Source organism: Arthrobacter crystallopoietes (assembly GCF_017603825.1).
Taxonomy (GTDB): Bacteria; Actinomycetota; Actinomycetes; order Actinomycetales; family Micrococcaceae; genus Crystallibacter; species Crystallibacter crystallopoietes_B.
Map to the genome: position 1 here is coordinate 2145537 of NZ_CP072014.1, position 24478 is coordinate 2170014.

General features: G+C 64.2%; 21 protein-coding genes. 8 read left to right on the plus strand and 13 right to left on the minus strand.

Annotated elements, in window-relative coordinates:
- Positions 1-34: 34 nt before the first annotated feature.
- On the minus strand, positions 35-1387 hold the full coding sequence (locus J5251_RS09955) for an MFS transporter (protein ID WP_139007287.1): 1353 nt from the start codon (positions 1385-1387) through the stop codon (positions 35-37).
- Positions 1388-2028: 641 nt separating this feature from the next.
- Here J5251_RS09955 and purH point away from each other — a divergent pair.
- The 3 genes from purH (at position 2029) to J5251_RS09970 (ending at position 6450) form a co-directional block, all read left to right on the plus strand.
- Positions 2029-3696, plus strand: a complete 1668-nt coding sequence (gene purH / locus J5251_RS09960) for a bifunctional phosphoribosylaminoimidazolecarboxamide formyltransferase/IMP cyclohydrolase (protein ID WP_208575972.1) — start codon at positions 2029-2031, stop codon at positions 3694-3696.
- 109 nt (positions 3697-3805) lie between these two features.
- A complete protein-coding gene (locus J5251_RS09965; protein ID WP_139006858.1) occupies positions 3806-4063 on the plus strand; it encodes a hypothetical protein in 258 nt (85 codons plus the stop codon).
- A 167-nt stretch (positions 4064-4230) separates the two neighbouring features.
- A complete protein-coding gene (locus tag J5251_RS09970; protein ID WP_208575973.1) occupies positions 4231-6450 on the plus strand; it encodes an NADP-dependent isocitrate dehydrogenase in 2220 nt (739 codons plus the stop codon).
- 85 nt (positions 6451-6535) lie between these two features.
- Here J5251_RS09970 and J5251_RS09975 read toward each other — a convergent pair whose 3' ends face one another.
- Positions 6536-6922 carry an ester cyclase gene (locus J5251_RS09975; RefSeq protein ID WP_208575974.1) on the minus strand — a complete coding sequence of 129 codons (387 nt, stop codon included), beginning with the start codon at positions 6920-6922 and terminating at the stop codon, positions 6536-6538.
- Positions 6923-7016: 94 nt separating this feature from the next.
- Here J5251_RS09975 and J5251_RS09980 point away from each other — a divergent pair, with 94 nt between their 5' ends.
- Positions 7017-8267, plus strand: coding sequence for an AI-2E family transporter (locus tag J5251_RS09980; protein WP_208575975.1), 1251 nt, complete (start codon positions 7017-7019; stop codon positions 8265-8267).
- Positions 8268-8275: 8 nt separating this feature from the next.
- Here the strand turns inward: J5251_RS09980 and J5251_RS09985 are convergent, their stop codons facing one another.
- Complete coding sequence (locus J5251_RS09985) at positions 8276-9757, minus strand: glutamate--cysteine ligase (protein WP_208575976.1); 1482 nt, start codon at positions 9755-9757, stop codon at positions 8276-8278.
- A gap of 127 nt (positions 9758-9884) precedes the next feature.
- Positions 9885-10346 (minus strand): Hsp20/alpha crystallin family protein, encoded by a 462-nt coding sequence (locus J5251_RS09990; RefSeq protein ID WP_208575977.1) that lies wholly within the window; start codon positions 10344-10346, stop codon positions 9885-9887.
- 240 nt (positions 10347-10586) lie between these two features.
- Here J5251_RS09990 and J5251_RS09995 point away from each other — a divergent pair, with 240 nt between their 5' ends.
- The 3 genes from J5251_RS09995 to J5251_RS10005 all read left to right on the plus strand — a co-directional run bounded on the left by J5251_RS09995 (position 10587) and on the right by J5251_RS10005 (position 14582).
- Entirely contained in the window at positions 10587-11612 is a 1026-nt protein-coding gene (locus J5251_RS09995) for a hypothetical protein (RefSeq protein WP_208575978.1), read from the plus strand.
- Positions 11613-11699: 87 nt separating this feature from the next.
- A complete protein-coding gene (locus tag J5251_RS10000; RefSeq protein ID WP_208575979.1) occupies positions 11700-13451 on the plus strand; it encodes an LPXTG cell wall anchor domain-containing protein in 1752 nt (583 codons plus the stop codon).
- Positions 13452-13598: 147 nt separating this feature from the next.
- Positions 13599-14582 carry a bile acid:sodium symporter family protein gene (locus J5251_RS10005; protein ID WP_208575980.1) on the plus strand — a complete coding sequence of 328 codons (984 nt, stop codon included), beginning with the start codon at positions 13599-13601 and terminating at the stop codon, positions 14580-14582.
- A 24-nt stretch (positions 14583-14606) separates the two neighbouring features.
- Here the strand turns inward: J5251_RS10005 and J5251_RS10010 are convergent, their stop codons facing one another.
- Positions 14607-15698: a Gfo/Idh/MocA family protein gene (locus tag J5251_RS10010; RefSeq protein WP_208575981.1), complete on the minus strand. Its 1092-nt coding sequence runs from the start codon at positions 15696-15698 to the stop codon at positions 14607-14609.
- 310 nt (positions 15699-16008) lie between these two features.
- On the opposite strand from J5251_RS10010, the gene J5251_RS10015 reads away from it, so the two are divergent.
- Entirely contained in the window at positions 16009-16521 is a 513-nt protein-coding gene (locus J5251_RS10015) for a hypothetical protein (RefSeq protein ID WP_208575982.1), read from the plus strand.
- 119 nt (positions 16522-16640) lie between these two features.
- Here J5251_RS10015 and J5251_RS10020 read toward each other — a convergent pair whose 3' ends face one another.
- The 8 genes from J5251_RS10020 to J5251_RS10055 form a co-directional block, all read right to left on the minus strand.
- On the minus strand, positions 16641-17525 hold the full coding sequence (locus J5251_RS10020; RefSeq protein ID WP_208575983.1) for a carbohydrate ABC transporter permease: 885 nt from the start codon (positions 17523-17525) through the stop codon (positions 16641-16643).
- Complete coding sequence (locus tag J5251_RS10025) at positions 17525-18430, minus strand: carbohydrate ABC transporter permease (protein ID WP_139006870.1); 906 nt, start codon at positions 18428-18430, stop codon at positions 17525-17527. Before J5251_RS10025 ends, J5251_RS10020 begins: the two co-directional genes overlap by 1 nt.
- Before the next feature lie 91 nt (positions 18431-18521).
- Positions 18522-19802 carry an ABC transporter substrate-binding protein gene (locus J5251_RS10030; protein WP_208575984.1) on the minus strand — a complete coding sequence of 427 codons (1281 nt, stop codon included), beginning with the start codon at positions 19800-19802 and terminating at the stop codon, positions 18522-18524.
- Between the two features lie 151 nt (positions 19803-19953).
- The gene (locus J5251_RS10035; RefSeq protein ID WP_208575985.1) at positions 19954-21147 is read right to left on the minus strand and encodes an ROK family transcriptional regulator; all 1194 of its coding nucleotides are present in this window, start codon (positions 21145-21147) and stop codon (positions 19954-19956) included.
- Between the two features lie 65 nt (positions 21148-21212).
- On the minus strand, positions 21213-21731 hold the full coding sequence (locus tag J5251_RS10040; RefSeq protein ID WP_139006873.1) for a gamma carbonic anhydrase family protein: 519 nt from the start codon (positions 21729-21731) through the stop codon (positions 21213-21215).
- A gap of 56 nt (positions 21732-21787) precedes the next feature.
- The gene (locus tag J5251_RS10045) at positions 21788-22399 is read right to left on the minus strand and encodes a class I SAM-dependent methyltransferase (RefSeq protein WP_139006874.1); all 612 of its coding nucleotides are present in this window, start codon (positions 22397-22399) and stop codon (positions 21788-21790) included.
- Positions 22400-22482: 83 nt separating this feature from the next.
- Positions 22483-23352: a formyltetrahydrofolate deformylase gene (gene purU, locus J5251_RS10050; RefSeq protein WP_244250894.1), complete on the minus strand. Its 870-nt coding sequence runs from the start codon at positions 23350-23352 to the stop codon at positions 22483-22485.
- Between the two features lie 140 nt (positions 23353-23492).
- A complete protein-coding gene (locus tag J5251_RS10055) occupies positions 23493-24371 on the minus strand; it encodes a F510_1955 family glycosylhydrolase (protein ID WP_244250896.1) in 879 nt (292 codons plus the stop codon).
- Positions 24372-24478 lie beyond the last annotated feature (107 nt).

Here is a 24478-nt window from a genome sequence, read left to right on the forward strand (position 1 = left end):
CTGACAGAGGCAGGCCGCGGCCGGCCGTGAGAGCTTAATGCAGCTCTGCGCCTTTGGTCTCGGGGGAGAACCGGGCCATCCAGAGCACGGCGATCAGCACTAGGCCGCCGGCGATGGCGAAGGACCAGGCGAGGCCGAGGTAAGGCCACATGATCGAGACGAAGATCAGCGGTCCGAAGCCGGCGCCGATGCGGGAGAACGTTGAGGCCCAGCCGAAACCGGAGCCCCGCAGTTCCGTCGGATAGAGCTCGGAGACGTACGCGTAGAGCACCGGGATGGCGATCTGGACGACGAAGCCGTAGACCAGCAGCCAGGTGATCACTGCCGCGGGCACCTCAATCACCAGCGCCACAGTCACCAGGATCAGAGCAGACAGCGGTCCGGTAACCGCGAGGATCCACTTCCGGCCCGTCTTTTCCACGAAAAACGCGGCGACGATGACGCCCAGCAGACCAACGCCTGCCATGCCGGCGGTGGTGATGAAGGCGCGGATTTCAGCGAAGCCGGACTCGATCAGGATGCGTGGCATCCAGGTCAGGGCCAAGTAGTAGACCAACAGGATGCTGAAGAATAAGGCCCACGCCGCCGTCGTTATTTTCCAGTTGTGTTTCCAGATGGCCGGGAACTGTTCAAAGATGTTGCCGACGGTAAGCTTCGGAACGGCTTCGGGCTCGGGCAGCCGCCATTCGGTGGGTGTGCCGCCGGTGCGTCTGACCAGATCGTTGATGACGTGGGCTGCTTCTTCGCCGCGGCCCTTGCTGATCAGGAACAGGGGAGATTCCGGGACGGATCGGCGGATCCAGAAGACCAGAAGCGCCGGGAGCACCATGATCAGCATGGTGTAGCGCCAGTCCGCGAAGGTGGCCATGATGCCGGCGGAGACGAAACCGCACAGGGCTGCGCCGAGGGGCCACCAGCCGTCCATCGCGGTGAGGACGCGCCCTCGTAGTTTCCGCGGCGTGAACTCCCCGACAAGGGCGTAGTCCACGGGCACGCAGCCACCGAGGCCGAAGCCTGCGATGAAGCGGAAGATGCAGAACCAGACGATGTCTGGGGCGAAGGCGCCAAAGACCGTGAAGATGGAAAAGACCAGCAGCGTCGCTGTGAAGGCCTTCTTCCGTCCGATGATGTCCGCGATGGTGCCCCAGACGAACGCTCCGACTGCCATGCCGATGAGGTTGGCGGTTCCGATCCATGCTGCCTGTGACGGTTCGAGGCTCCAATGGTCGGACAGCAGGGGGATCAGCACGCCGTTGAGGGTGACGTCCCACGCGTCGAACATGAACCCTAGGCCGCCGATGATGAAGATCTTCCCCTGCACCCGCCAGCGCCAGGGGAGTTCCTGCACGATGTGGTCGCCCGTGGGAATCCTCTGGGTTTCGGTCATGACGCCTTCCCTTGATACACCTATAAAAACTCTACTGCGCCCGGTCTCGAGGTGCGCCGCGTGAGCCGAACCATCAAAATGAGAACTCTCTCATCGGGTTCTCCTGTTTTTCTCACGTTCCAGGCGCAATGTTGCTACCAGCAAACACCGGGCTCGCATCGAAAGGCCACATCGTGAACAAGCGGAACATCTGGATTGCAACAGGCTCACTCGGAGTGATGGCACTCGGCATGGGGGCAGCAGTTGCCGATAGCGTGCCCAGTCTAATGGACCTCGGCAGCAGCATCACCGCACAGGCCCAAGCTTCGGCAACCGCGCCTGTCGTGGAGCGGGCAGTTTCGCCCGCGGAGGCGGCGCAGTCTCCGGCTACTCCAGCGTCGGCGCCAAGCCCGGTCTCTTCAGTAAGCCCGGCCTCGGCTCAGAGCGCAGCTAGCGCCGGCTGAGCCAGCCGGAAGTCGGTTCAACGAACTCGCCGAGCCCCGGATGTTCTCCATCCGCCAGGGCTCGGCGCATTTAATTTCCATGTCCGGAATGATGGCCGCGGGGGAGTGGCCTGCCCGCGCCACTTCATAGTCTCCGCGCAAGGCAGCCGTGAACTAAACTGATGCCATCCCCCATACTTTGCATCCTTGGAGATTTGCGTGAGCTTAAAGCAGCTTGACCGTGTTCCCATCCGCCGGGCCTTGATCTCGGTGTACGACAAGACCGGACTGGAGGAGCTGGCGCAGGGACTCCACCAGGCAGGCGTACGCATTGTCTCCACCGGATCCACGGCCAAGAAGATCTCCGCGGCGGGCATCCCCGTAACAGAGGTGTCCGAGGTCACCGGCTTCCAGGAGTGCCTGGACGGCCGGGTCAAGACCCTGCATCCGCTGGTCCACGCCGGCATTCTGGCCGACCGCCGCCGCGAGGACCACATCCAGCAGCTCAAGGAGCTCGGGGTGGAGGCGTTCGACCTCGTCGTCGTCAATCTTTACCCGTTTGTCGACACGGTGAAGTCCGGCGCCGGCCAGGACGAGGTAGTCGAGCAGATCGACATCGGCGGACCGTCCATGGTGCGCGCGGCCGCGAAGAACCACCCCAGCGTCGCCGTCGTTGTCGACCCCACCAAGTACGCCGACGTGGTGGCTGCCGCAGCCGAAGGCGGCTTTGATCTGACCGCACGACGCCGGCTGGCGGCTGCTGCTTTTGCCCACACCGCTGCGTACGACAACGCCGTGGCGTCCTGGACCGCCGCACAGTTCGGCGACGATACGGATGAGTCCAACCAGTGGCCGCCGTACGCCGGCCTGGCCCTCGAGCGCTCGGAAGTACTGCGCTACGGCGAGAATCCGCACCAGGGCGCTGCCCTCTACGTCGAGAAGGGTGCGACGCCGGGCATTGCCCAGGCCGACCAGCTGCACGGCAAGCCCATGAGCTACAACAACTATGTCGACGCCGACGCTGCCCTGCGTGCCGCGTTCGATCATGCGGAACCCGCCGTGGCAATCATCAAGCATGCCAACCCGTGCGGTGTGGCCGTGGCCACGGCCGGCGCCGCCGATCCTATTGCGGACGCCCACGCCAAGGCCCATGCCTGCGATCCCGTTTCCGCCTTCGGCGGCGTAATTGCTGCCAACCGCGCCGTGACCGCGGGCATGGCCAACACAGTCAAGGACATCTTCACCGAGGTGGTCATCGCACCGGACTTCGAGCCGGAGGCCGTGGAAATCCTCTCGCGCAAGAAGAACATCCGCCTGCTGACCCTGCCGGACGGCTACCGCCGCGACCCGGCCGAAATCCGCCAGGTATCTGGCGGCGTGCTGGTCCAGGTGTCCGATACTTTGGAGGCCGACGGCGACAGCCCCGCCAACTGGAGGCTTGCCGCCGGCGAGGTTGCCGATGAGAAGACGCTGGCCGATCTGGCCTTCGCCTGGAAGTCGATCCGCGCCGCCAAGTCCAACGCGATCCTGCTGGCCAACGACGGCGCGGCGGTGGGTATCGGGATGGGCCAGGTTAACCGGCTGGATTCCTGCAAGCTCGCCGTGGAGCGCGCCAACACTTTGGGCGTGGCCGTCGACGGCGGTGCTGACGCCGCCGGGGGAGCCGCCAACGTGGAAAGCGCCGGTGCGCCGGAGCGTGCCCGCGGTGCAGTGGCTGCCTCGGATGCGTTCTTCCCGTTTGCGGACGGACTGCAGATCCTGATCGATGCCGGCGTCCGCGCCGTCGTCCAGCCTGGTGGTTCGGTGCGTGACGAGGAAGTTGTTGCCGCAGCCAACGCCGCGGGCATCACCATGTACTTCACCGGAGCGCGCCACTTCTTCCACTAAAGGTTCCGCCGCTGGCAACCTCAGCCGGATACCCCCTTGCCAGCGCTGTGCCGGGCACCTAGGTTCAAAGCAACCGTTGTGCCCGGCAACGGCGTTTAAGGGGGTTGCCGTGCTTCCGCTGCAGGCCGTTGAGTCCGCCGACTCGTCCAACGTGTGGATTGGTTTCGCCGTCGTAATCATTGTCGTGGCGGCCGCGCTGGCCTTCTGGCTGGTGCCGCGGTTCAGCAAGCCACGTTCCCGCTCCGCGCAGGAGCAGGCCATGGTCCGCGAGGCCGAAGCACCCGGCGGCGCCATGCGGGAAACGCACCTGGAGCACGGCGATGCGGCGCACCGGGGCCAGAGATCCGGACCGGGTAGCGGGTTCTGACACGGGAGGAACGCGGGTGACGCCCTTGCCGGGCGTGGCAGGAGCACGGTCATGAAAAGGCGTATATCGGGCTGCGATAGGGATCGAACCGGCCTCCTCGGGTAAGTTAGAGGGTGAATTCAACAGGATTTACAGAGTTCCGTATACCTTAGGGAGACGCCTCACCAATGGCCAAGATTATCTATACCCACACCGACGAAGCGCCGATGCTGGCCACGTATTCGTTCTTGCCGATTGTCGAGGCCTTCGCTTCGACAGCTGGTGTGGAGGTGGAGACCCGCGATATCTCGCTGGCTGGCCGCATCATCGCCGTCTTCGGTGACTACCTCACGGAAGACCAGCGGACCGGCAACGCGCTGGCCGAGCTCGGAGAGCTGGCGAAGACGCCCGAAGCCAACATCATCAAGCTGCCGAACATCAGCGCGTCCATTCCGCAGCTGAAGGCCGCCATCGCCGAGCTCCAGGGCAAGGGCTATGCCCTGCCGGACTACCCGGACAACCCCTCCTCGGACGAGGAGACGGACATCCGCTCCCGCTACGACAAGATCAAGGGTTCAGCCGTGAACCCGGTCCTGCGTGAAGGCAACTCGGACCGCCGCGCACCGCTCTCGGTGAAGAACTACGCCCGGCAGAACCCGCACTCCATGGGTGCCTGGTCGGCGGATTCGAAGACCAACGTAGCCACCATGGACGCCGATGACTTCCGCTCTAACGAGAAGTCCGTGGTCATCCCGGCCGACGACACGATCAAGATCCAGCTTGTGGCCGCAGACGGCACCGTCACCGTCCTGAAGAAGGACTTCCCGGTTCTGGCCGGCGAGGTCATCGACGGCACCGTGATGCGCGCCGCCGCACTCGACGAGTTCCTCGCCGCACAGGTTGCCCGCGCCAAGGAAGAGGGCGTGCTCCTCTCCGCTCACCTGAAGGCCACCATGATGAAGGTCTCGGACCCCATCATCTTCGGCCATGTGGTCAAGGCGTACTTCCCCGAACTGTTCGATACCTACGGCGAGCAGCTCGCTGCCGCGGGCCTGAGCCCCAACAACGGCCTGGCCTCCATCCTCAACGGTCTTGAAGAACTGCCGGCCGACGTCCGCGAAGGCGTCCAGGCTGCCATCAAGAAGGGTCTGGAAGAGGGCCCGGCTTTGGCCATGGTGGACTCCGATAAGGGCATCACCAACCTGCATGTTCCCAGCGACGTGATTGTGGACGCTTCCATGCCGGCCATGATCCGCACCTCCGGCCACATGTGGGGTCCGGACGGCCAGGAAGCGGACACGCTCGCCGTGCTCCCGGACAGCTCCTATGCCGGCATCTACCAGGTTGTCATCGACGACTGCCGTGCCAACGGCGCGTACGATCCGACCACCATGGGCACCGTCCCGAACGTCGGCCTGATGGCCCAGGCCGCCGAGGAATACGGCAGCCACGACAAGACATTCGAGATCCAGACCGCCGGCACCGTCCAGCTTGTGGACGGCTCCGGCACCGTGCTGATCGAGCACCAGGTTGCCCCGGGCGACATTTGGCGTGCCTGCCAGACCAAGGACGTGCCGGTCCGCGACTGGGTCAAGCTGGCCGTCAACCGTGCCCGCGCCTCCAACACGCCGGCCGTGTTCTGGCTGGATGAAACCCGCGCCCACGACGCCAACCTGATCGCCAAGGTCAAGGAATACCTGCAGGACCATGACACCGAGGGCCTGCAGATCGAGATCATGTCCCCGGTAGAGGCCACCGCCTTCACCCTGGAGCGCATCCGCAAGGGCGAGGACACCATCTCCGTCTCCGGCAACGTGCTCCGCGACTACCTGACGGACCTGTTCCCGATCCTCGAACTCGGCACCAGCGCGAAGATGCTCTCCATCGTTCCGCTGATCAATGGCGGCGGCCTGTTCGAAACCGGCGCCGGCGGATCTGCTCCGAAGCACGTGCAGCAGTTGCTGAAGGAAAACCACCTGCGCTGGGACAGCCTCGGCGAGTTCCTGGCTCTGGCCGTCAGCTTCGAGCACCTGGCCAACTCCACCGGCAACAAGCGTGCCCAGGTCCTGGCCGACACGCTGGACCGTGCCACCGGCACGTTCCTGCTGGAGGACAAGTCGCCCAAGCGCAAGGTCGGCGAACTCGACAACCGCGGCAGCCACTACTTCCTCGCCCGCTACTGGGCCGAGGAACTGGCCAAGCAGACCGAGGATGCTGAGCTGGCGGAGTCCTTCGCAGCCGTTGCCGAGGCCCTGACCTCCAACGAGGAAGCCATCGTCGGCGAGCTGAACGGTGTGCAGGGCTCGCCGGTTGACATCGGCGGCTACTACGAGCCGGACGACGCCAAGGCCGCCCAGATCATGCGCCCCTCGGCTAAGTTCAACGAGGTTCTGGCCACGCTGAGCTAGGCACCGAGCAGGGACAGCCAAAAGCCTGAAGCGTACGACGCCGGCCCGCACCTTTTCGTTCGAAAGGTGCGGGCCGTCGTCGTACTTAAGGTCCCCAGGGATTAAGGCCCAACTGCCGGAACCTTCTCAGCGAGTCTTCCAGTCCCCAAGCCCGCACAATCAGGCGGTCTTCGAAGGTGAAGAAATACACTTCATCAACATTGTTGAAGCGACGTCCGGTGGGAGCGTGGCCCCGCCATGTCCCGAGGTGGGTGCCTGAGCAGCGGAACCGGGCGGCCACCGAGGAGCCGTCCGAGATCAGCTGCACTACAGACATCCGGACGTCCGGAAACGAAACCCGGAACGGTTCGATCCAGCGGCGCGCGACCGGCACCATCCGGGGGACGTAGAACCGTTCCAGGGCGTCCAGATCCCCGCCCACCAGCACTTCGTCGACCAGTTGAATGATGACTTCTTCGTGGGAAGTGTTCATGGCCTACACGATAAGCCTGGAGGGCGCAACCACGTCCAGGTCTTCGTTGGGGTCTCGGTCGGATCCGTTGCCCAAGTGGGGCAGGATAGGAAGCATGCGATTTATTCCGAAGCGCCAGACATCAACCGCCCGGTGGGTGTCGAGCACTCTCAAAGCCGACCCGGACGCTGTGGAGTCCGCCACCGGATCCGGGGTGAATCCGCAGGAACCACGGGGGATTTTTACCGCCGGCGTTGATCGCACGGCTCTATGGACTGGCCGGGCCGTTGTCATCGCAATCGGCCTGGTACTGGCCTGGTGGCTGGTGCGTTCGCTGTGGTCGGTGGTTTTCCCGACGATCCTGGCCTTGCTGCTGGCCAGCATCTTGTGGCCGGTGAACCGCTTGGCCCGCCGCGTCATGCCCAAGGCTCTTGCGGCGTTTGTCACAGTGCTCGCAGCGCTGGCGGCCATCGCCGGGGTCCTCATGCTGGTGATTCCGTCGCTGGCTTCGGGAACCGCGGGGCTGGCCGGAAAGGCACGCGAGAACCTCGGGCAGATCACCCAATTCCTGGCCGGGCCGCCGTTCAACCTTGAAAACGCGGACCTGAACTCCCTGGTCGATAGTGCAATAAACCAGATCCGTGAGCATGCCGGCGATATCGCCTCGGGAATCACCACCGGACTGGGGGCCATCACTTCGGGCACCGTCATCTTTGTGCTGGTCCTGGTGTTCACGTTCTTCTGCCTCAAAGACGGTGACCGTTTCCTCGCCTGGACCAGTCGGTGGACGGATGCCAAGGTCTACGTCCACGCCGCTGCCGTGACCTCACGGGCCTGGCAAACCCTGTCCGGCTACATTGCGGCGCAGGCCGCGGTCGCTTTGGTCGACGCGGTCTTCATCGGCGCCGCCTTGTTCATCCTGGGCATTCCGCTCGCCTTGCCGCTGACCGTCCTGATCTTCATTGCGGCCTTCATCCCGGTGGTCGGAGCGGTGGCAACAGGTTTGCTGGCCGCCCTGATCGCCCTGATCTCCCACGGCTGGGTCACGGCCCTGATCGTGCTCGGCGTGGTGATTGTGGTTCAGCAACTGGAGAGCAACCTGCTGCAGCCGTTCCTGGTGGGAACCAAGCTGAAGATCCACCCGGCCGTGGTGCTGGCCTCGGTAACGGTCGGCGGCACCCTGTTCGGCATCGTCGGAGCTTTCCTATCGGTACCAACAACAGCGGTGGGAATTGTGGTGCTGCGTTATCTGCGGGATGTGGTCTTCCCCGTCCAGTCGGAAGGGGACGCAGAGGTAGACGTTTCCGACGGCAGCGTGCCGGAAGCCGAGGCATCGGTGGCGGGCGTCCAGACCGAGCAGGGCTAAGTCCAGATCTAACCCGCCGCACCCTCCAGCGGCCAAGTGTGTACCGGCTGGTTGGTGTGCATGTTGTGCGAATACTGCCGTGTCATCTCGGCCAGCGCTGCGGGACGGTCCAGCCCTCCTGCTTCGAGCAGCCGCAGGGTCTTGATCTGCCAGTTGGCACCGTTCTGTTCCGTCTGGGCGCGGGCGCGCAGGATCTCCACGTACCGGTCGATCAGATCCGGGGCCACACGAAGATCGGCCAGGCCCTCGGCGGCCAGCGGCAGCAGATGGCGGATAATCAGCTCTACCACCGGGATATCTCCGATGCCCGGCCAATAGACCGTCGCTTCCAGCCCCTGCTTGGCGCAGTTGATGAAGTTATCGGCCGCGCTCTTGAACGCGAGCCGGGACCACAGCGGTCGGTCAGCCGTCCTGATCATCCGGACCAACCCGAAGAAGAAGGCAGCGTTGGCAACGGTATCCAACACCGTAGGTCCGGCAGGAAGCAGCCGGTTTTCGAGCCGCAGGTTCGGCAGGTCTTCACCGGGGTCGTAGATGGGGCGGTTCCAGCGGTAGACGGTGCCGTTGTGCAGGCGAAGTTCCGGCAGCAGCGGCGCGCCGGCCTTGGTCTGCTTGCCGCTGGTGCGCGAGAGTTCCGGCAGTAGGGCCGGGAAGTAGCGCACGTTCTCTTCGAACAGGTCGAAGATCGAGGTGATCCACCGTTCCCCGAACCACACGCGGGGCCGGACACCCTGGTTGCGCATTTCCGGTGGCCTCGTATCGATCGACTGCTTGAACACTTCGATCCGCGTCTCATGCCAGAGCAGCTTCTCCATGAACACCGGCGAATTCGCCGCCAGCGCCACCTGCGGCCCGGCAACGATCTGGGCCGCGTTCCATACCGGTGCGAATTCGGATGGCTGGACCTGCAAGTGCAACTGCACGCTGGTGCAGGCGGCTTCCGGCGCAATGTTCTTGGCATAGAAGGACAGCGATTCGATTCCACGCACGTCCATCAGCACATCTTCGCCGCGGGCCTGCAGTACCGAGGTGTTCAGGGCGGCATAACGCTTACCGGCACTGAGCCAGGACATGTCTTCCACCAGGGCGCGTTTGAGCGTGGGCAGGATGCCGATCATGAGGATGCGGGCCTTCGCCGATGCGGCGCGTTCGTCCGCATGGTTCAACTGGTCGCGCAGGCCGTTCTCGAGCTCCTCAAGCCCGCGGCCGGCCACGGCCAGGGCCGGATGGTTGAGCTCAATGTTGAAGGCCCCGATCTCGGTCTGAAAAGCCGGATCGGCGATGGCTTCGAGCACGGCGGAGTTGCGCAACGCGGGGGAGCAGTCCGCGTTGGTCAGGTTCAGCTCCATCTCCATTCCAATGGAGCCAGTGCCGGCGAAGTCGGCCGTGGCCAGGTATTGCCCGAAGCTTTCCAGATTTTCCAGCAGACGTTCACGGTAACGGGTGCGCTGCTCACGGCTGAACGTCTTGGTTTTGACTTCTGCGCCCATGTTTGAAGGTAACCATCACTAGGGCACCTTGTATAGAGCGGCGTGCCATCAGCCGACGGCCGCCGGACAAGAGACGGCCCCTCACCCGGAAGAAGGGCAAGGGGCCGCACGTCACGCCAATCGGGGATTACGCCTCGACCGACTTCTGGTCATCGGTAGCTTCGGCGCTATCGACCGCCACCGTTTCAGCTGCTCCGGTGACAACCTCGATCTTGCGCGGCTTGGCCTTCTCGCTGACGGGGATGGACACCGAGAGCACGCCATTCTCGTATCGGGCGGAGATGGCATCGATGTCGATACCCTGTCCCAGGTTGAGCTGGCGCAGGAACGAGCCGCCTTCGCGCTCGCGGGTGAGCCACTTGACGCCTTCCGCACCGCGGACCGTGCGCTCGGCCCGGATGGTCAGCAGCTGCCCGTCGACGTCGATGTCGACGGATCCAGGATCAATCCCAGGCAGGTCAGCGTTCAGAATGTAGTGGTCCCCGTCGCGGTACAGATCCATCGGCATCAGGCGCAGGCCCGGGCGGTTTTCCAGCAGGGCTCCGGCGACGCGGTCCAGTTCACGGAATGGGTCGAACTTCATGGCCATTGTCATCAACTCCTTCGCATCAACGCCCCGTACGGAGCGGTTGTCCTGGCTTCCATAGTTGAGTCACCCTCGCTCAACTACTTTCATAGATTAGCAGTCAGGTGGGAAGAGTGCTAACACTTTTTGCATGCTGTCAGCGAACAGATGACTAACCGATTCACCCAATTCTCTGGACGGGTGCTCCCAACAGACGTAGCCTGAAATTCGGAAGCAAAACTGGTTGTCACGGGGGTGGTCGCAGTGCGCGTTGAGCGACTGTCCCGTGTGCCCGTCGTGGTGCGCAAGCTCGTGCTCACAGCTGCTGCCACCGCCGGATTCGCCCTTTTCGGGATCGCTGGCGCGAGTGCCGCGGATGCTGATGACGGCCTTCTGCCCGAAATGCTCAGTTCAGAAGCTCAAAGCACGACGGCGGCGCTCACCGGGGAGCTCATACCCATTACCGACAACGTGGGTGCATTGACAGGGAAGCCGGCGCCCGTTGCCGGCGAACTTGCGGCCACGGAGGATGGCGCCCCGGTTGTCGAAGAGGCCGCCGCCCCTGTCAGCGCTGTTTCGGAGACAGTTGTCCAGGCCGCGCAGCCGGTTACGGCGGCAGCGCACGAGGTGGCCGGCGCTGTGGCCTCCGTGTCCGATCCTGTCCTTGAATCAGTCGCGCCCCTAGCCGAACCGGTGCTCGAAGCCGCGGCACCTGTCGTCGAAGCGGCAGCTAAACCTATCGTTGACGCAGCGGAAGCCGGTGGGTTGGTCGGCGAAACTACTGGCTCGAACGAAACGATTACGGTGGACGAGGACGGCCCTACCGCGGATGCATCATCTGTCTCCGTTGCGGTAGCTGAGGTTCCCAGCATCCAGCTGGCGGATAGCACTGCCGAGGTCGTTCCCGCTGATACCGCCGCTGGGACATCGGACAGCCGCCAGGAAGAGCGCGAAGCAGCGCCCGCTCCGACGGAGCTCCCACCACCTCCGGCGCAGTTCTTGGCCCAAATTGCCCACGCTCCTTCGGCGGTCACGGATCAGCATGCCCATAGTGCCGCCAGGGATTCGTATCCAGGCCAGCCCGTCGCGGCTACTCCGACCGCCGTCCCAGCAGGTGTTGGCGGAAGCGGCACTGCTACCGCTGGCGGAAGTGCCTCCGCCGGCCAGGGTGCCGCTGACGTGCCTTTTTCTCATCTGCTCCCGCCGTTAGCAAATTCGGGGACTGCCGATGGCTCGGCTTGGAGTTTGCCCGCTTCACGTTCTTCGGATCCCGGCTCCTCTCCTGATTGATCTGGTCCACGCTGCCCTTTTACCGGCAGCACAAAGACCACTGCCACCCGCAACAGGGCGGCTACAGATTCAATCAGGAGAACAATCATGCGTAGAACAATGCGGACGGCGCTATGCAGCGTCGTTTTTAGCGGAGGACTTCTCGTCCTCGGTACCGCGGCTGCTTCAGCCGCGGAACCTGAAACACCGGAGTCTGCGGTTGCTCCGGACAGCACAGTGTCAGTTGCAGCGGATCTGGATGTAATCACCGACGACGTCGAGCTCGATGCCGTAGCGGCTGTGGACGCACAGGTCCTCGGTCTTGAGGCAGACGCGGATCTCGACGCCGAACTGCTTAAAGCGGAGGCGGAGGCCGATGTTGTGGCCGATGTGGAACTCGGAGCCGACGCGGTTGGCTATGCCGCTCCTGTGGAAGCAGAGCCCGTGGCGGAAGCTGTCGAAGCTGAGGCGACTGTGGTTGCGGACGCTGACGTTGCCGTCGGGACAGCAGAACAAGATGATGCGATTGCCGAGGAGCCCCAGGCGACGGAAGCGGACGTGGATGCCGTTGCGGATGTAGAAGCCGAAGCCGATGTTGTACTCGCCGATGCTGACGCGGTGGCTGATGACAATACCGTCGAGACTAATGCGGACGTGATGGCAGAAGCCACGGTAGTTACCGAGGAAGGCGCCCTAACCGATGCGACCGATGATGCCGAAACCCCAGCAGCACAGGCCGATGCGGCCCCCGCTGCCGATGTGGTGGTCGAGGATGTTGCGGCTGCAGACGTTGAGGCCGCCACGGATGTGAATGTGGCGCTTGACGAAGACAACCTGGTCGACGTTTCCGCTGACATTTGCCTTGATGCTGATGTTGCTCTGTTGGGTGATGGGCTGTCGGCAAACGGATTTCCGTGCCGCACAACGGACACCAGCAGCGGTACCGACGGCGGCGTTATTGTCGCCGATGCAGACCTGCTTGCGGATGCAACGGTCATGATCGGCGAAGTGCTCGGTACCGATAATTTTGGCAACGCCATCGACGCTGATGTTGCCGGAGCTGTCCTTGCCGAGGCGGATCCGGTGGCAACTGCTGGCTCCGGCGACCGACTTGGTGTGGTGGCCGACATTTGCCTGGATGCCGCGCTGGCCCTCGGCGGTTCGGCGGCTGATCCCAATGGCTGCCTGGCCGCGACGGCGAGCAATGGCACCGGTGATGCCGAGGACACCGATGGAGCCGCCGGATCGGATTCTGGTGCAACAGATTCGGGTACACGCGGTGACGGTGCCGCGGGAGCAGCCGGCGGTGGTGGTGTCGCAATCGGTGACGACGCAACCGGAACTGAGAATAACGACGGCGATGCCGTAGCTGGAGTTCAGGGGCCGGGGAATGTCGGCATTCCTGGAGACGAGTCCGCTACCGGGAATGATGCCGGAACGGATGCAGCAGAATCGCAAACGGATACGCCTGCAGGGATCGCCGGAGACCGAGGGGTCCTCGCCGGCGGTGAAGGAACTCCCGGAACGGAAGGAACCCTGGATTCTGCCTTCGTTGCTGGTGCTAACGGCGGCGGGGCAACCATAGGGACGCAGGGCGAGCCGGCGGCCAACGGCGTGGAAGTGTCGGCCGCCGCTAACCGCATCGCAGGTAGCGACGCGACCGGAACCAACAGCGGAACGCTGGCGGCCGGCGTCGTTGTTGGTAGTTCAGAAGCCGGCACGCCAGGTGCCGTCGGAAGAGAAACCCTCGCCCAGACAGGAGCCAATACGGCACACCTGCTGTTCGGCGGGATGGCGATGATTCTGCTCGGTGGCCTGCTGGTCATGAGGCGGAAGGAAGTTGCTCCCATGAGGAGCTAGCGGAAGGACAGGCAAGGGGTGCGGCCTCTTCACTGGGAACTTGGCGGGAGCCAGACGCCGGAAGAGGCTGCATCCACCCTTGTCCGTATATTGATATAACACTCCACATAGTGGACGCTCGGTGCGGGGCATTTATAGGCTTGCGCAATGACCTCGCCAGTTGAGCCACCGCGGACAGCAAACGCCAGCATCGATACCACTAGGGAGGACCGGGCCGCGACAATCGCGGTCACGCTGTTCCCCATCCTGATTCTGGCGGGCGGTGTCGTAGCTTTCCTGTTCCCCTCGGCCTTTACCGGCTGGGGAGCACTGGTGACACCGGCGCTGGGCATCATTATGTTCGGAATGGGGCTAACCTTGACGCCGCCGGACTTCGCGCTGATCGCCAAGCGGCCTATTCCCGTGGTGCTCGGGGTCATCGCGCAGTTTGTCATCATGCCGCTGCTGGGCCTGCTGATCAGCATGGCGCTTGGCCTGCCGCCGGCGCTGGCGGCGGGCGTGATCCTGGTGGGCTGCTGCCCCGGCGGGACCGCCTCCAACGTGGTGTCCTATCTGGCCAAGGGCGATGTCGCCTTGTCGGTGGCGATGACTTCGGTGTCGACGTTGCTGGCCCCGCTGCTCACACCGGTCCTGACCTTGTGGCTGGCCAACCAGTACATGCCCGTTGACGCCGCCTCCATGGCCGGATCGATCGTGCAGATTGTGCTCATCCCCGTGGTGCTGGGCCTGGTGGCACGCTTCTTCCTGCCCGGGATCGTGGCCAAGGCGCTGCCACTGCTGCCCTGGGTCTCGGTCCTGGCTATTACCTATGTGGTAATCGCCGTCGTCTCCGGCAGCGCGGCGGCCATCGCGGCAGCAGGGCTGCTGGTGTTTGTCGCGGTGGTGCTGCACAACGGCCTCGGCTACGCGCTCGGTTACGGTGCCGCACGCCTGTTCAAGCTACCGGTCTCCTCGCGCCGCACCACGGCCATCGAGGTCGGCATGCAGAACTCGGGCCTCGCTGCGGGACTGGCCGCCCAACACCTGACGGCCGAATCCGCGCTGCCTGCCGCCATCTTCTCGGTATGGCACAACGTCTCCGGCGCTCTCATTGCAGCGTTCTGGCGCCGGCGGGATGCCGCCAAGTCCTAACGGTGGAAGCAGCGGGCGGTCAGGTCAATCCGCTACCGGCACGGCCCGATCGTTGACATAGCTGACCCCGAGTTGGGCGCGCACGCCGTCGAACAGGCGCATGGTGTTCAACGTGTCGTCCAGCGGCATGGTGGGACTTTCCAGCAGGCCCTGCTGGATGCAGCGGGTGACATCGCGCAGCTCGTACACATAGTTCTGGCCTACGGGCTCAAAGGTCTCGATCCGCGGCAATCCGTTGTGCTCCCGGATGATCAGTTCGGTTGGGTTATGCAGCGGGCTGTTGGTGCGCAGCCAGCCATTGCTGCCGCAGACGGTGACGGTGCGCGGCGAGGACGCGAGTAGCGAGGAAGTCAGTTGCGCCTGGGCTCCCGAGCTATAGGTAAGGGTCAGCGCGTTCTGGGTGTCCACGCCGTCGTCGTTAATATGGCCGACGGCGGAAATGGTCTGCGGGAATCCCATCGTGCCGAGGGCCCAGGTGAGCGGATAGACGGTTAGATCCAGCAAGGCACCTCCGCCGGCATGGGGATTCCAAAGCCGGGTAGCCGGATCATACGGGGCGGGAAAGCCTATGTCGGCCTGCAGCCACGCGATCTCGCCGAGTTCCCCGGAGTGGAGGATCTCCCAAGCGCGGTGGACGATCGGCAGGAACCGTGTCCACACTGCCTCCATCAAAAACAATGAGTTGCTGCGGGCCAGTTCGGCCAATTCAAGGGCCTCACGCGCATTAATGGTCAGGGATTTCTCGCACAGCACGTTCTTGCCGGCTTCCAGCGCGCTTCGGACGATTTCATAATGCTGGCCGTGCGGGGTGGCCACGTACACGATATCCACGTCCGGGTCCGCGAAGAGCTGCTCATAGCCTTTGCCGCCATCGTTATCAAAATAGGCCGCGGAAAAGCCGAACTGGTCCCGGAAGGCGAGGGCATTTTCCTCCACCCGCGAGCTCACCGCTTGCAGCACGGAATCCTCGAGCAGCGCGATGTCACCGCTGACCTTGGCAGCGACTTTGCCCGTGGAAACCACGCCCCAGCGCAACGGCCGGCCGGTCGCGGCTAGCGGGGAGGGTGCCCCGGGGGCGGCGCAGGGAGGCGTGATAATTCGCGGGGGCGTTGTCATGAATCCATCATTGCCGCTGCAAATGCGAACGTCCATCAAGCCAGGCAAGTTCCAACGTTTTTCACCTCACGGTGGTCCCGTGCTGTTGGTGCTCGAATCCATGTGGCCGTCATCATGAGCTCAGCGGGTGCAGGACGTGATTGCCGCTGGCGCAAAACGGGTCCTGGCCCGGCTCTCGGCGCCCGCGGCAGTAGTGCACCTTGCCGCTGACCTGCGGTTCCCGTGTTGCGCCCCTGTTACTGCTACTCCATGAGTGATACAAAGTAAGTAGGCTGATATTCCCGTTCAGCAGGAAAGAGGCGCTATACCCATGGAAACATCCCAGATTGTATGGATCATTGTTGCAGTTGTAGTTCTTCTGATCATCATCGGTTTGATTGCCTTCTTCGCGAAGAAGCGCAACAAGGCCAAGTTGCATGAACGGCAGGAAGCGGACCGGGCGAAAGCCGCCGAAGTCCGTCAATCGGCCCAGGCTACTGCACTGGGCGCCCGTGAACGCGAAGCGGAGGCACACCGCGTCCAGGTTGAAGCGGAGCAAGCGGACATCGAGGCCGAGCGCGCGCGGATGGAAGCGGACCGGATGCGGCAGCAGGCCGATGAACGCAAGGCTGACGCCCAGGGCATCCGCGATGAATCGCAGGAACAGCTGCGCAAGGCAGACGAACTGGACCCGGATGTCAATACCGACGACAAGCGCAAGGGCGGGCGCGGAAATGACCGGCGTGCCGGTGACCGCGACGAAAACCGCGGCCCTGACCTGAACCGCGACGACGAGGGCCGCCACGTTGCCCGCGACGCGGACGGAGACCAGCGCCGCCCGTGACAGCCGCGGCACCTTCCTGAAGGTACTTCGTCAGGAACTGCTCAGCGGCCGGCATCTTGAGGGAAGATCATTCCACCAAGATGCCGGCCGCTGCTTTGTGTCCCGTTGAGGATGCCCTGCTACCCCTTGACGGATCCGCTCATCAGGCCGCCCACAAAGTATTTGCCGAGGATGATGTAGACGATCAGGGTGGGCAACGATGCGATGAGCGCACCGGCCATGGACGCGGCATAATCCGTCAGCTGGCCGCCGGCGAGGAAGCTCAGGGCAATGGTGACCGGTCCGTTGCTGCCTGAGGAGAAGAAGGCGGCGAACAGATAGTCGTTCCAGGCAGAGGTGAACTGCCAGATCAAGACAACGACGAAGCCCGGCGCGGAGACCGGCAGGATGACCGAGGCGTAGGTCCGCAGCAGGCCGGCTCCGTCCATTCTGGCTGCTTCGATCAATTCGCTGGGAACCGACTCGTAGTAGTTGCGGAAGATCAGTGTGCAGATGGGCAGGCCATAAACGATGTGCAGGACCAGCAGGGAGGGGATCCCATTGGGGATGTTGAGCCCCTGCATCAGCTGGGTCAGCGGGATCATGACCGCCTGGTACGGGATGAACATGCCGAACAGGATGAGCGTGAAGACCACGTTCGCATAGGGGAACCGCCAGCGCGAGAGGACAAAGCCGTTCATCGAGCCCAGCATGGCAGAAATGATGGACGCCGGAATGACCAAGGCAAAGGTGCGGCCAAGCGCAGGCGCCAGCGTCTCCCAGGCCTTGGCCCAGCCGGCGGTTTCCCACGTCGTCGGCAGCAGCCAGGCCGTTGAGGGATCCGCGTCGGCGGGTCCTTTGAAACTGGTAATGACCAGCACGTAGGCCGGAATCAGGACGACGACGACGAACACCAGCAGCAACGCGTACTTGAGCGTGCGGTTGATTTTCTGCCGGCCGCCGCCGCGGGCGGGCGCGCGGGGGGTCGAGACTTTGACCGGGGGCGGTACGGTGGCGGTCGCCATCAGCGCTTCTCCTGCCGGGAGGTGTAGACGAGGTAGGGGACAACCACCAGGGCCACCAGGATCAGCATGATGGTGCCGATGGCGGCGGAATCGGCGTAGTCGCTGCCGATGTACTTAACCCACATCATGGTGGCGGGCACCTGGATGTCGTAGGTGTTGGCATCGGGAACGATGGCGCGGATCAAGTCGAAGAGCTTCAGCGACATGTGGCCGATGATGATGACGGCGGAAAGCATGACCGGGCTCAGCTGCGGGAAAATGACATGTCGGTACAGCTTCCATTCGCTGCAGCCGTCGATCCGGGCGGCCTCGCGCAGCTCGTCCGGAATGCCGCGGAAACCGGCCAGGAACAGCGCCATGACGTAGCCCGAGAGCTGCCAGATCGCGGGGACGGCGATGGCCGCCACACCCCAGTTGGGGTCCGACCACCAGCTGTTCTGCAGGAAACCCAGCCCAACGCTCTCCAGCAGGCGGTTCAGGCCGGTGGCGCGCTCGCCGCCGGGCTGGTCGGTCTGCAGGCTGGAGAGCAGCCAGCGCCAGACCACGCCGGAGGCGATGAAGGATACGGCCATTGGAAAGAGGTAGACGGAGCGGAAGAAGCCTTCGCCGAAGCCGGGGCGCTCGAGAATCCAGGCCCAGAGAAAACCGAAGATCAGTGTGCCGGCCAGGAAGACAACCGTCAGCAGCAGCAGGTTGCGCAGTGAGTGCTGGAAGTCGGCGTCTCCGAACAGGCGGAAGTAATTGTCCAGACCGACGAAGTCCGCGCGCGGCAGGGACGTGTGCTGGTTGGTCATGGAGATTTGGACGTTCTGGGCGATCAGTCCGTAGACAAAGATGCCCAGCAGGATGATGGTGGGGGATATCAAGGCCAGCGCCGGGCCCCAGGTCCTGATTTTCGCGAACACGAACCCTAACTCTCCTCAGGCAGCAGTGGAACGAACGCGGTGGGCGGGTGCATCAGGCCTGAGCCGCACCCGCCCATCGGTTTGTCCGGAACTACTGCGCGAACTTTTCCGCTATCGAAGCGGCAGATTCCTGCAGGGCGGCAACGTCCTGCGGTCCGCCGAACTTGCTCACGGCGGTGCTCAGTTCGTTCAGCCATGCCACCGGCACCGCAGCGCCGTGGGCGAGCGAGGAGACGATGGTGTCCGAGGAGAAGTCCTCGATGGCGCTCTGCTGGTACTCGCCGAATTCATCGCTTGGCACGTCGGTGCGGGCGGGGATGGATCCCTTTGCCGCGTTGAACGCCTGCTGGCCTTCGACACTTGAAATGGTGGTCAGCCATGCCTTGGAGCCGGCCGGATTCGGGGCGCCCTTCGGCAGGGTGAAGGAATCGGCGAGGAAGTCGAAGACGCCGTCCGTTCCGGGTGTCGGGAAGTAGACGTAGTCCGTGCCCGGCTTTAGCCCGTCCTGCGCGAACTTGGCTTCGGCCCAGTCGCCCATCACGTTGTAGGCGGCGGCTCCGTCTTCGACCAGCTGCGTGGCAGGGCCCCAGTCGCTGAGGGTGTCGCGGTCCGAGTTGGTGTAGCTGAGCGCCTTCTTGTAGTTCTCGATCGCCTCGGTCACCTCTGGGCTCTTCCAGTCCGTGGTGCCGTCCCAGAGGCCGCTGTAGGCTTCGGGGCCGAGGGTTGCCAGCAGGATGTTCTCGAACAGCTGCACCTGCGTCCAGGTGCCGGCGACAGCCAGCGGGGTGGTGCCGCTTTCCTTGATCTTGTCCATGTCCGCGAACCAGGCGTCGAGATCGGCGGGCGGACTGTTCGGATCCAGGCCTGCTTCCTTGAGGACTTCCACATTAGCCCACACCACGTTGGCGCGGTGGATGTTGGAGGGCACCGAGTAGATCTTGCCGTCCACGGTCAGGCGGTCCAGCAGGTCCTGCGGGAAAGCCTCATTGAGCTGGGCTTCCTCGTAGAAGGAGCTCAGATCCTCCAGCTGGTCCGCGTTGATGTAGTCCTGCAGTTCGGCTCCGGCGTGGGCCTGGAAGGAATCCGGCGGATTGCCGGACTTGAGGTTGGCCGCCAGGACGCTCTTGGCCTGGCTGCCCGCTCCTCCGGCTACGGCCAGGTTGTCGAAGGTCAGATCCGGGTATTGCTCGTTGAAGATGTCCACGAGCGCATCCAGGCCTACTTTCTCCGAGCCGTCGGCCCACCAGGTAAAGACCCCGACCGAGCCGGTAGCCTCCGTCGGGTTCGCTTCTTCGACCGAGCTTCCTCCGCCGCATGCGGACAGGAGCAAGCCTGCTGCCGCAACGCTGGCGAGCAAAGATACGCGTCGCATAACGCCTCCATTACTGAGCAGTCATTGACTACTTTGTCGTCTGCCTGAAGTGGGCGCACGGGTTCGTGGCTTGCCTTGCAGTTAACTCCGTCACACACGTTGCCGTCAAGAGTTGAACGCAAAACTTCTGTCCGGCGTAGTTTGGATGTTCTTACAACGAGGGCAGTTCCGCCTGCTGCAGGACCAGCGTCGCAGCGCCGAGGGCTTCTGCCCGGTTGCCCAGACCGGACATGGCCAGCTCGGTTGATTCGCCCACGGCGGGCACCGCGTGGCGCAGCAGACCCCGGCGGACGGGGTCGAGCAGGATGGCGTCCAACCCGGTGAGGGAGCCGCCGAGGACAATGACTTCCGGGTTAACCAGATTGCACACGTTCGCCAGCGCCCGGCCGACGGCCAGCCCTGCGTCGTCGATAACGCGCAGTGCCGCCGGGTCGCCGTCGAGGGCGATCCGGACAATGTCTTCGGTGCTGACCGGTTCGGACCTGCCGCGGCTCAGCAGATCGATCATGGTGGAGGTCGAGGCCACCGTTTCAAGGCAGCCGCGGTTTCCGCAGCGGCAGATGAGGCCGTGGTCGGCGACGGTGGCGTGGCCGATTTCGCCCGTCACTCCGATGTTGCCGTAGAACGGCGCGCCGTTGAGGATCAGACCGGCACCGATGCCGGATCCCAGTTTCAGGAAAACGAGGTTCTGCACGTTCTGGTAGGGACCCCAGCTGATCTGTGCCAACGCACCCAGATTGGCGTCGTTGTCGATGAAGACCGGAATGCCGAACGCCTGGCGGAGCCGGCCCAGCAGGTCGATGCCCACCCATTCGGGCAGGATCGCTCCGTGGATGACTCTGCCGGTGCGGTGGTCGATCGGGCCCGGGATGCCGGCGCCCAGGCCGAGGAGCGAACCGGCGTCCACGGCGGTGTCCGCCAGCAGTCGCCGGACCAGCTTTGCGGCGGCCTCGATGCCTTCCTCCGCCTGATGGCCGAGGGGCAGTTCGACGCCGTCTTCGGCCAGAACCCGGTGGTCGAGGCTGACCAGCACCACATTGACATGGCGCCGGCCGAAGTCCACGCCCACCGCAACCGCACCACGGCCGTTCAGCGTGACGGAGAGCGCCCGGCGGCCGGAGCTGGTGGTCGGTGAGGTCAGGATCAGGCCGTCCTCGACCATGGCCTTGACGATGTTGGACACGGTGGCCGTGGAAAGACCGGTCTGCCGGGCCAGCTCGGCCTGGGTCAGCCGGCCGCTGGTCATAAGCGCCCGGATGATCCGCTGGCTGTTGCGCCTGCGCAGTGCACTCTGGGAGCCGGGCCGCTGGTCGGTTCCCGTCACTGTGGCTGGTTCGGCTGGCATACCTTACAGGGTGCGCCCGCCACCCTTTGTAGTCAAGAAGTTAACGCAAGACGGCTTCGTGGAGCTTACGCGTTGGCGTCCCGGTGCAGCTTGGCGAGCTCGACGTAGTGTGATGCGTTGTCGAGGACGGACTGGTATTCCTCGTCGCTGAGTTCGCGGCGGACCTTTGCGGGTACTCCGGCCACCAAAGACCGGGGCGGGATCTGCGTGCCCTCCAGTACCAGCGCCCCAGCGGCAACCAGGGAGCCTTCACCGACCACAGCACCGTTCATGATGGTTGCGCTCATACCGATCAGGCAGTTGTCCTCCACCGTGCAGCCGTGGACTACGGCGGTGTGTCCGATGCTGACGCCGGCGCCCACAGTGCACGGGAAGCCCTCGTCCGCGTGAAGCACCACGTTGTCTTGCAGGTTGCTGCCTGCTCCCACCCGGATCGGGGCACTATCGCCGCGGACCGAGACGCCGTAAAAGGCGCTGGAATCGGCGGCCAGCTCCACATCGCCGCTCAAGGTGGCCGTGGGAGCAATAAAGGCGGACGGGTCGGTGGCCGGGGTTTTGCCGGCGAGTGTGATGATGTGGGCCATGGCACCAGCCTACCCAAGCCGAGGTGGCAGCGCGGGGTGCGCACCGCCGTCGTAAATCAGGGTTTATAGATCAGGAAGTACTGGTAATGCCCGGGATCCTGACCGTGTTCCCAGGTGGTGAAGTCGCGGATGGTGCCGTGCGGTTCGAACAGGCTCAAGAGGGTCTCGTCGGAGCGGCGGCTGAAGAAGCGCTGCGGTTCCTGATCGTCGGCGGCGTTGATGCCCTCGCTGTCGGAGCCGGACCAGAGGCCCACGGCCAGTGGGGAGCCGGGTTTGAGTACGCGCATGATTTCGGTCAGGACCCCGTAGAGGTCGGCGTTGGCCACATGCAGCAGCATGCTCATGGTCCAGGCGGCGTCGAAGGTTTCGTCGGCGAACGGCAGCTCGCGGGCAGAGGCGACCGAGGCTTCGAGCTGTTTGTGCCGGGCGATCCGCACGCTCGCTTCGGACAGGTCCACCCCGGTGTAACGGATTCCGGCGGCCTTGAATGCCAGACCGTCCACGCCGGTGCCGCAGCCGATTTCCAGCAGGTCATGCCGGCGGGTCGCCTTGAGGTGCTCGATGAACTCGCTGCGCTTGGCCACCCGCTGCGGATCCGGCGTCCGGGCATCGCGGATTTCGGCCTGCCGGTCGTAGTACGTTGTCAGATCCCTTTCATAGTTGCCCATGCTCCGACCCTACGTGGGGACGGCGGCGAGGAGAAGGGTGCACGAAGGGGGCGGCAGGCAAGGGCGGCCGTTCTGGAACCCGGTCAGTTGAAGACGACGGTCCGCTGCCCGTCCAGCAGGACACGGTGCTCGGCATGCCACTGGACGGCCGTGGCCAGCGTGCGGGCCTCCACGTCGCGGCCCATGGCCACGAACTGCTCGGCGGACTTCGCATGGTCCACGCGGATGACTTCCTGCTCGATGATTGGTCCCTCGTCCAGGTCCGGCGTGACGTAATGCGCCGTGGCGCCGATCAGTTTGACGCCGCGGTCATGTGCCTGGTGGTACGGTCTGGCACCTTTGAAGGACGGCAGGAAGGAGTGGTGGATATTGATCGCCTTGCCCTGCAGGTCCGTGCAGAGTTCATTGCTCAGGATCTGCATGTAGCGGGCGAGCACCACGAGCTCGATGTCGTACTCGGCCACCAGGTCGCGCAGCGCTTGTTCGGCTTCGCCCTTGGTGTCCGGCGTGACCGGAATATGGCGGAATTCGATGCCGTAGAACGCCGCCATGTCTGCCAGGTCCGTGTGGTTGGAGACGATGATCGGGACGTCGATGGGCAGCGTGCCCGAGCGCTGCTGGAACAGCAGCGAGTTGAGGCAGTGCGCGGATTTAGAGGCCATCAGCAGCGTGCGCATCTTGGCGCCTTGTGGGTTCAGGCTCCACTGCATGCTGAAGGTTTCGGCCACGGGCCGCAGCGCCCGTTGCAAGTCTGCGTGGGACGTGCCGGTGGTGACGGCAACGCGCATGAAGAACCGGCCGGAATTCGGGTTCCCGTACTGCTGCGAATCGACGATATTGCAGCCGGCTTCCACCAGCGCTCCGGTCACGGCGTACACGATGCCGGGACGGTCCTGGCAGGAGAGCGTCAGGTTGTAGATGGAATCGGTGCTGGGCAGGGAAGCTTCACTCACAGCTCCAAGGTTACCTGTGCAACGAGTTCTTCCGAGGACGCGGTCAAATGGCGCGAAACCGTTGAGGCCCATGCAGCTGCAGACCTGCCGGCCCGACCGGAGCCGGGCCGGCAGGTCGCGGAAACTCTGGCCAGGACCGGTCAGCTTGCAGGCGGACTGAATGTCGCGCCGCCGTCTATCGAATGCTCGACGCCCGCGGTCGTAGCGATCCAGATCTGTGGCTTCCCATCGTCGCCGGGTGCCGCAGCGATGGCTGCCGGCTGGCCGGAAACTGTCCCGCCGGATACCTGCCACGTCTTGCCTGCATCGCGGCTGACCTGTACCGAGCCGTCCGGTGCCACGCCGACCGCGGTGGCCTCGTCAGCGAACGTGGTCAGGAGCAGTACTGGTGCATCGGCTGGTGTATCCCAGGTTTTCCCGCCGTCATCCGAGCGCTGGACGCCCTGTTCGGTCGTCGCCAGGACCACCGGGCTCAGGGACGTGCCGGCCAGATTGTGCGGCTGGAGGTCGGTATCGGCAGTGGTCCAGCTCTCCAGGTCCCCGGTGATCCGGAGCTCGCCGTCGTAACCGATGATTCCGTCGCGTGTCATGGTCAGGGCATGGAAATCGGATTCGCCTTGCCGGGAGAGCGGTTCCCAGGTTTTCCCGCCGTCGGTTGAGTGGATCAGGCCCGCGGGGTTGGGCAGGTCCGAACCGGGGCCGGGGTGGCCGGAGGCGTAGAAATGATCGTTACCGGCGGGAGAGAAGCCCATCAGGTCGATGGTCGGCCCGATTTTTTCAGGGTTCTCCGTCGTGACGTCGAAGAGTCCGTCGTGGGTGGCCAGCAGAACCTGGCCTGACTGCGGATCGACGCTCATGCCGTGGACGTGCCCGTAGGGGGCGGCGCCGGTATCGGCGGCAGAGCCGGAGGTTTCGGCGGCCGGCTGGGCGCAGCCGGCGGCGAGCAGCGCCACGAATACGGCAGCAGCGGTGCGGGCTGCGCGTTTCCGGGTGCGCAAACGGGAGGGTGTGGGAGTCAAGAGTCCGGGCTTCATCAGGGAAAAGGTCTCCAGTAAGGGAAGGCATGCCCGCGCGTACGCGGGAGGTCTGGGAAAGGAACAGCACGCTGCCGGGGCACAGGATCAAA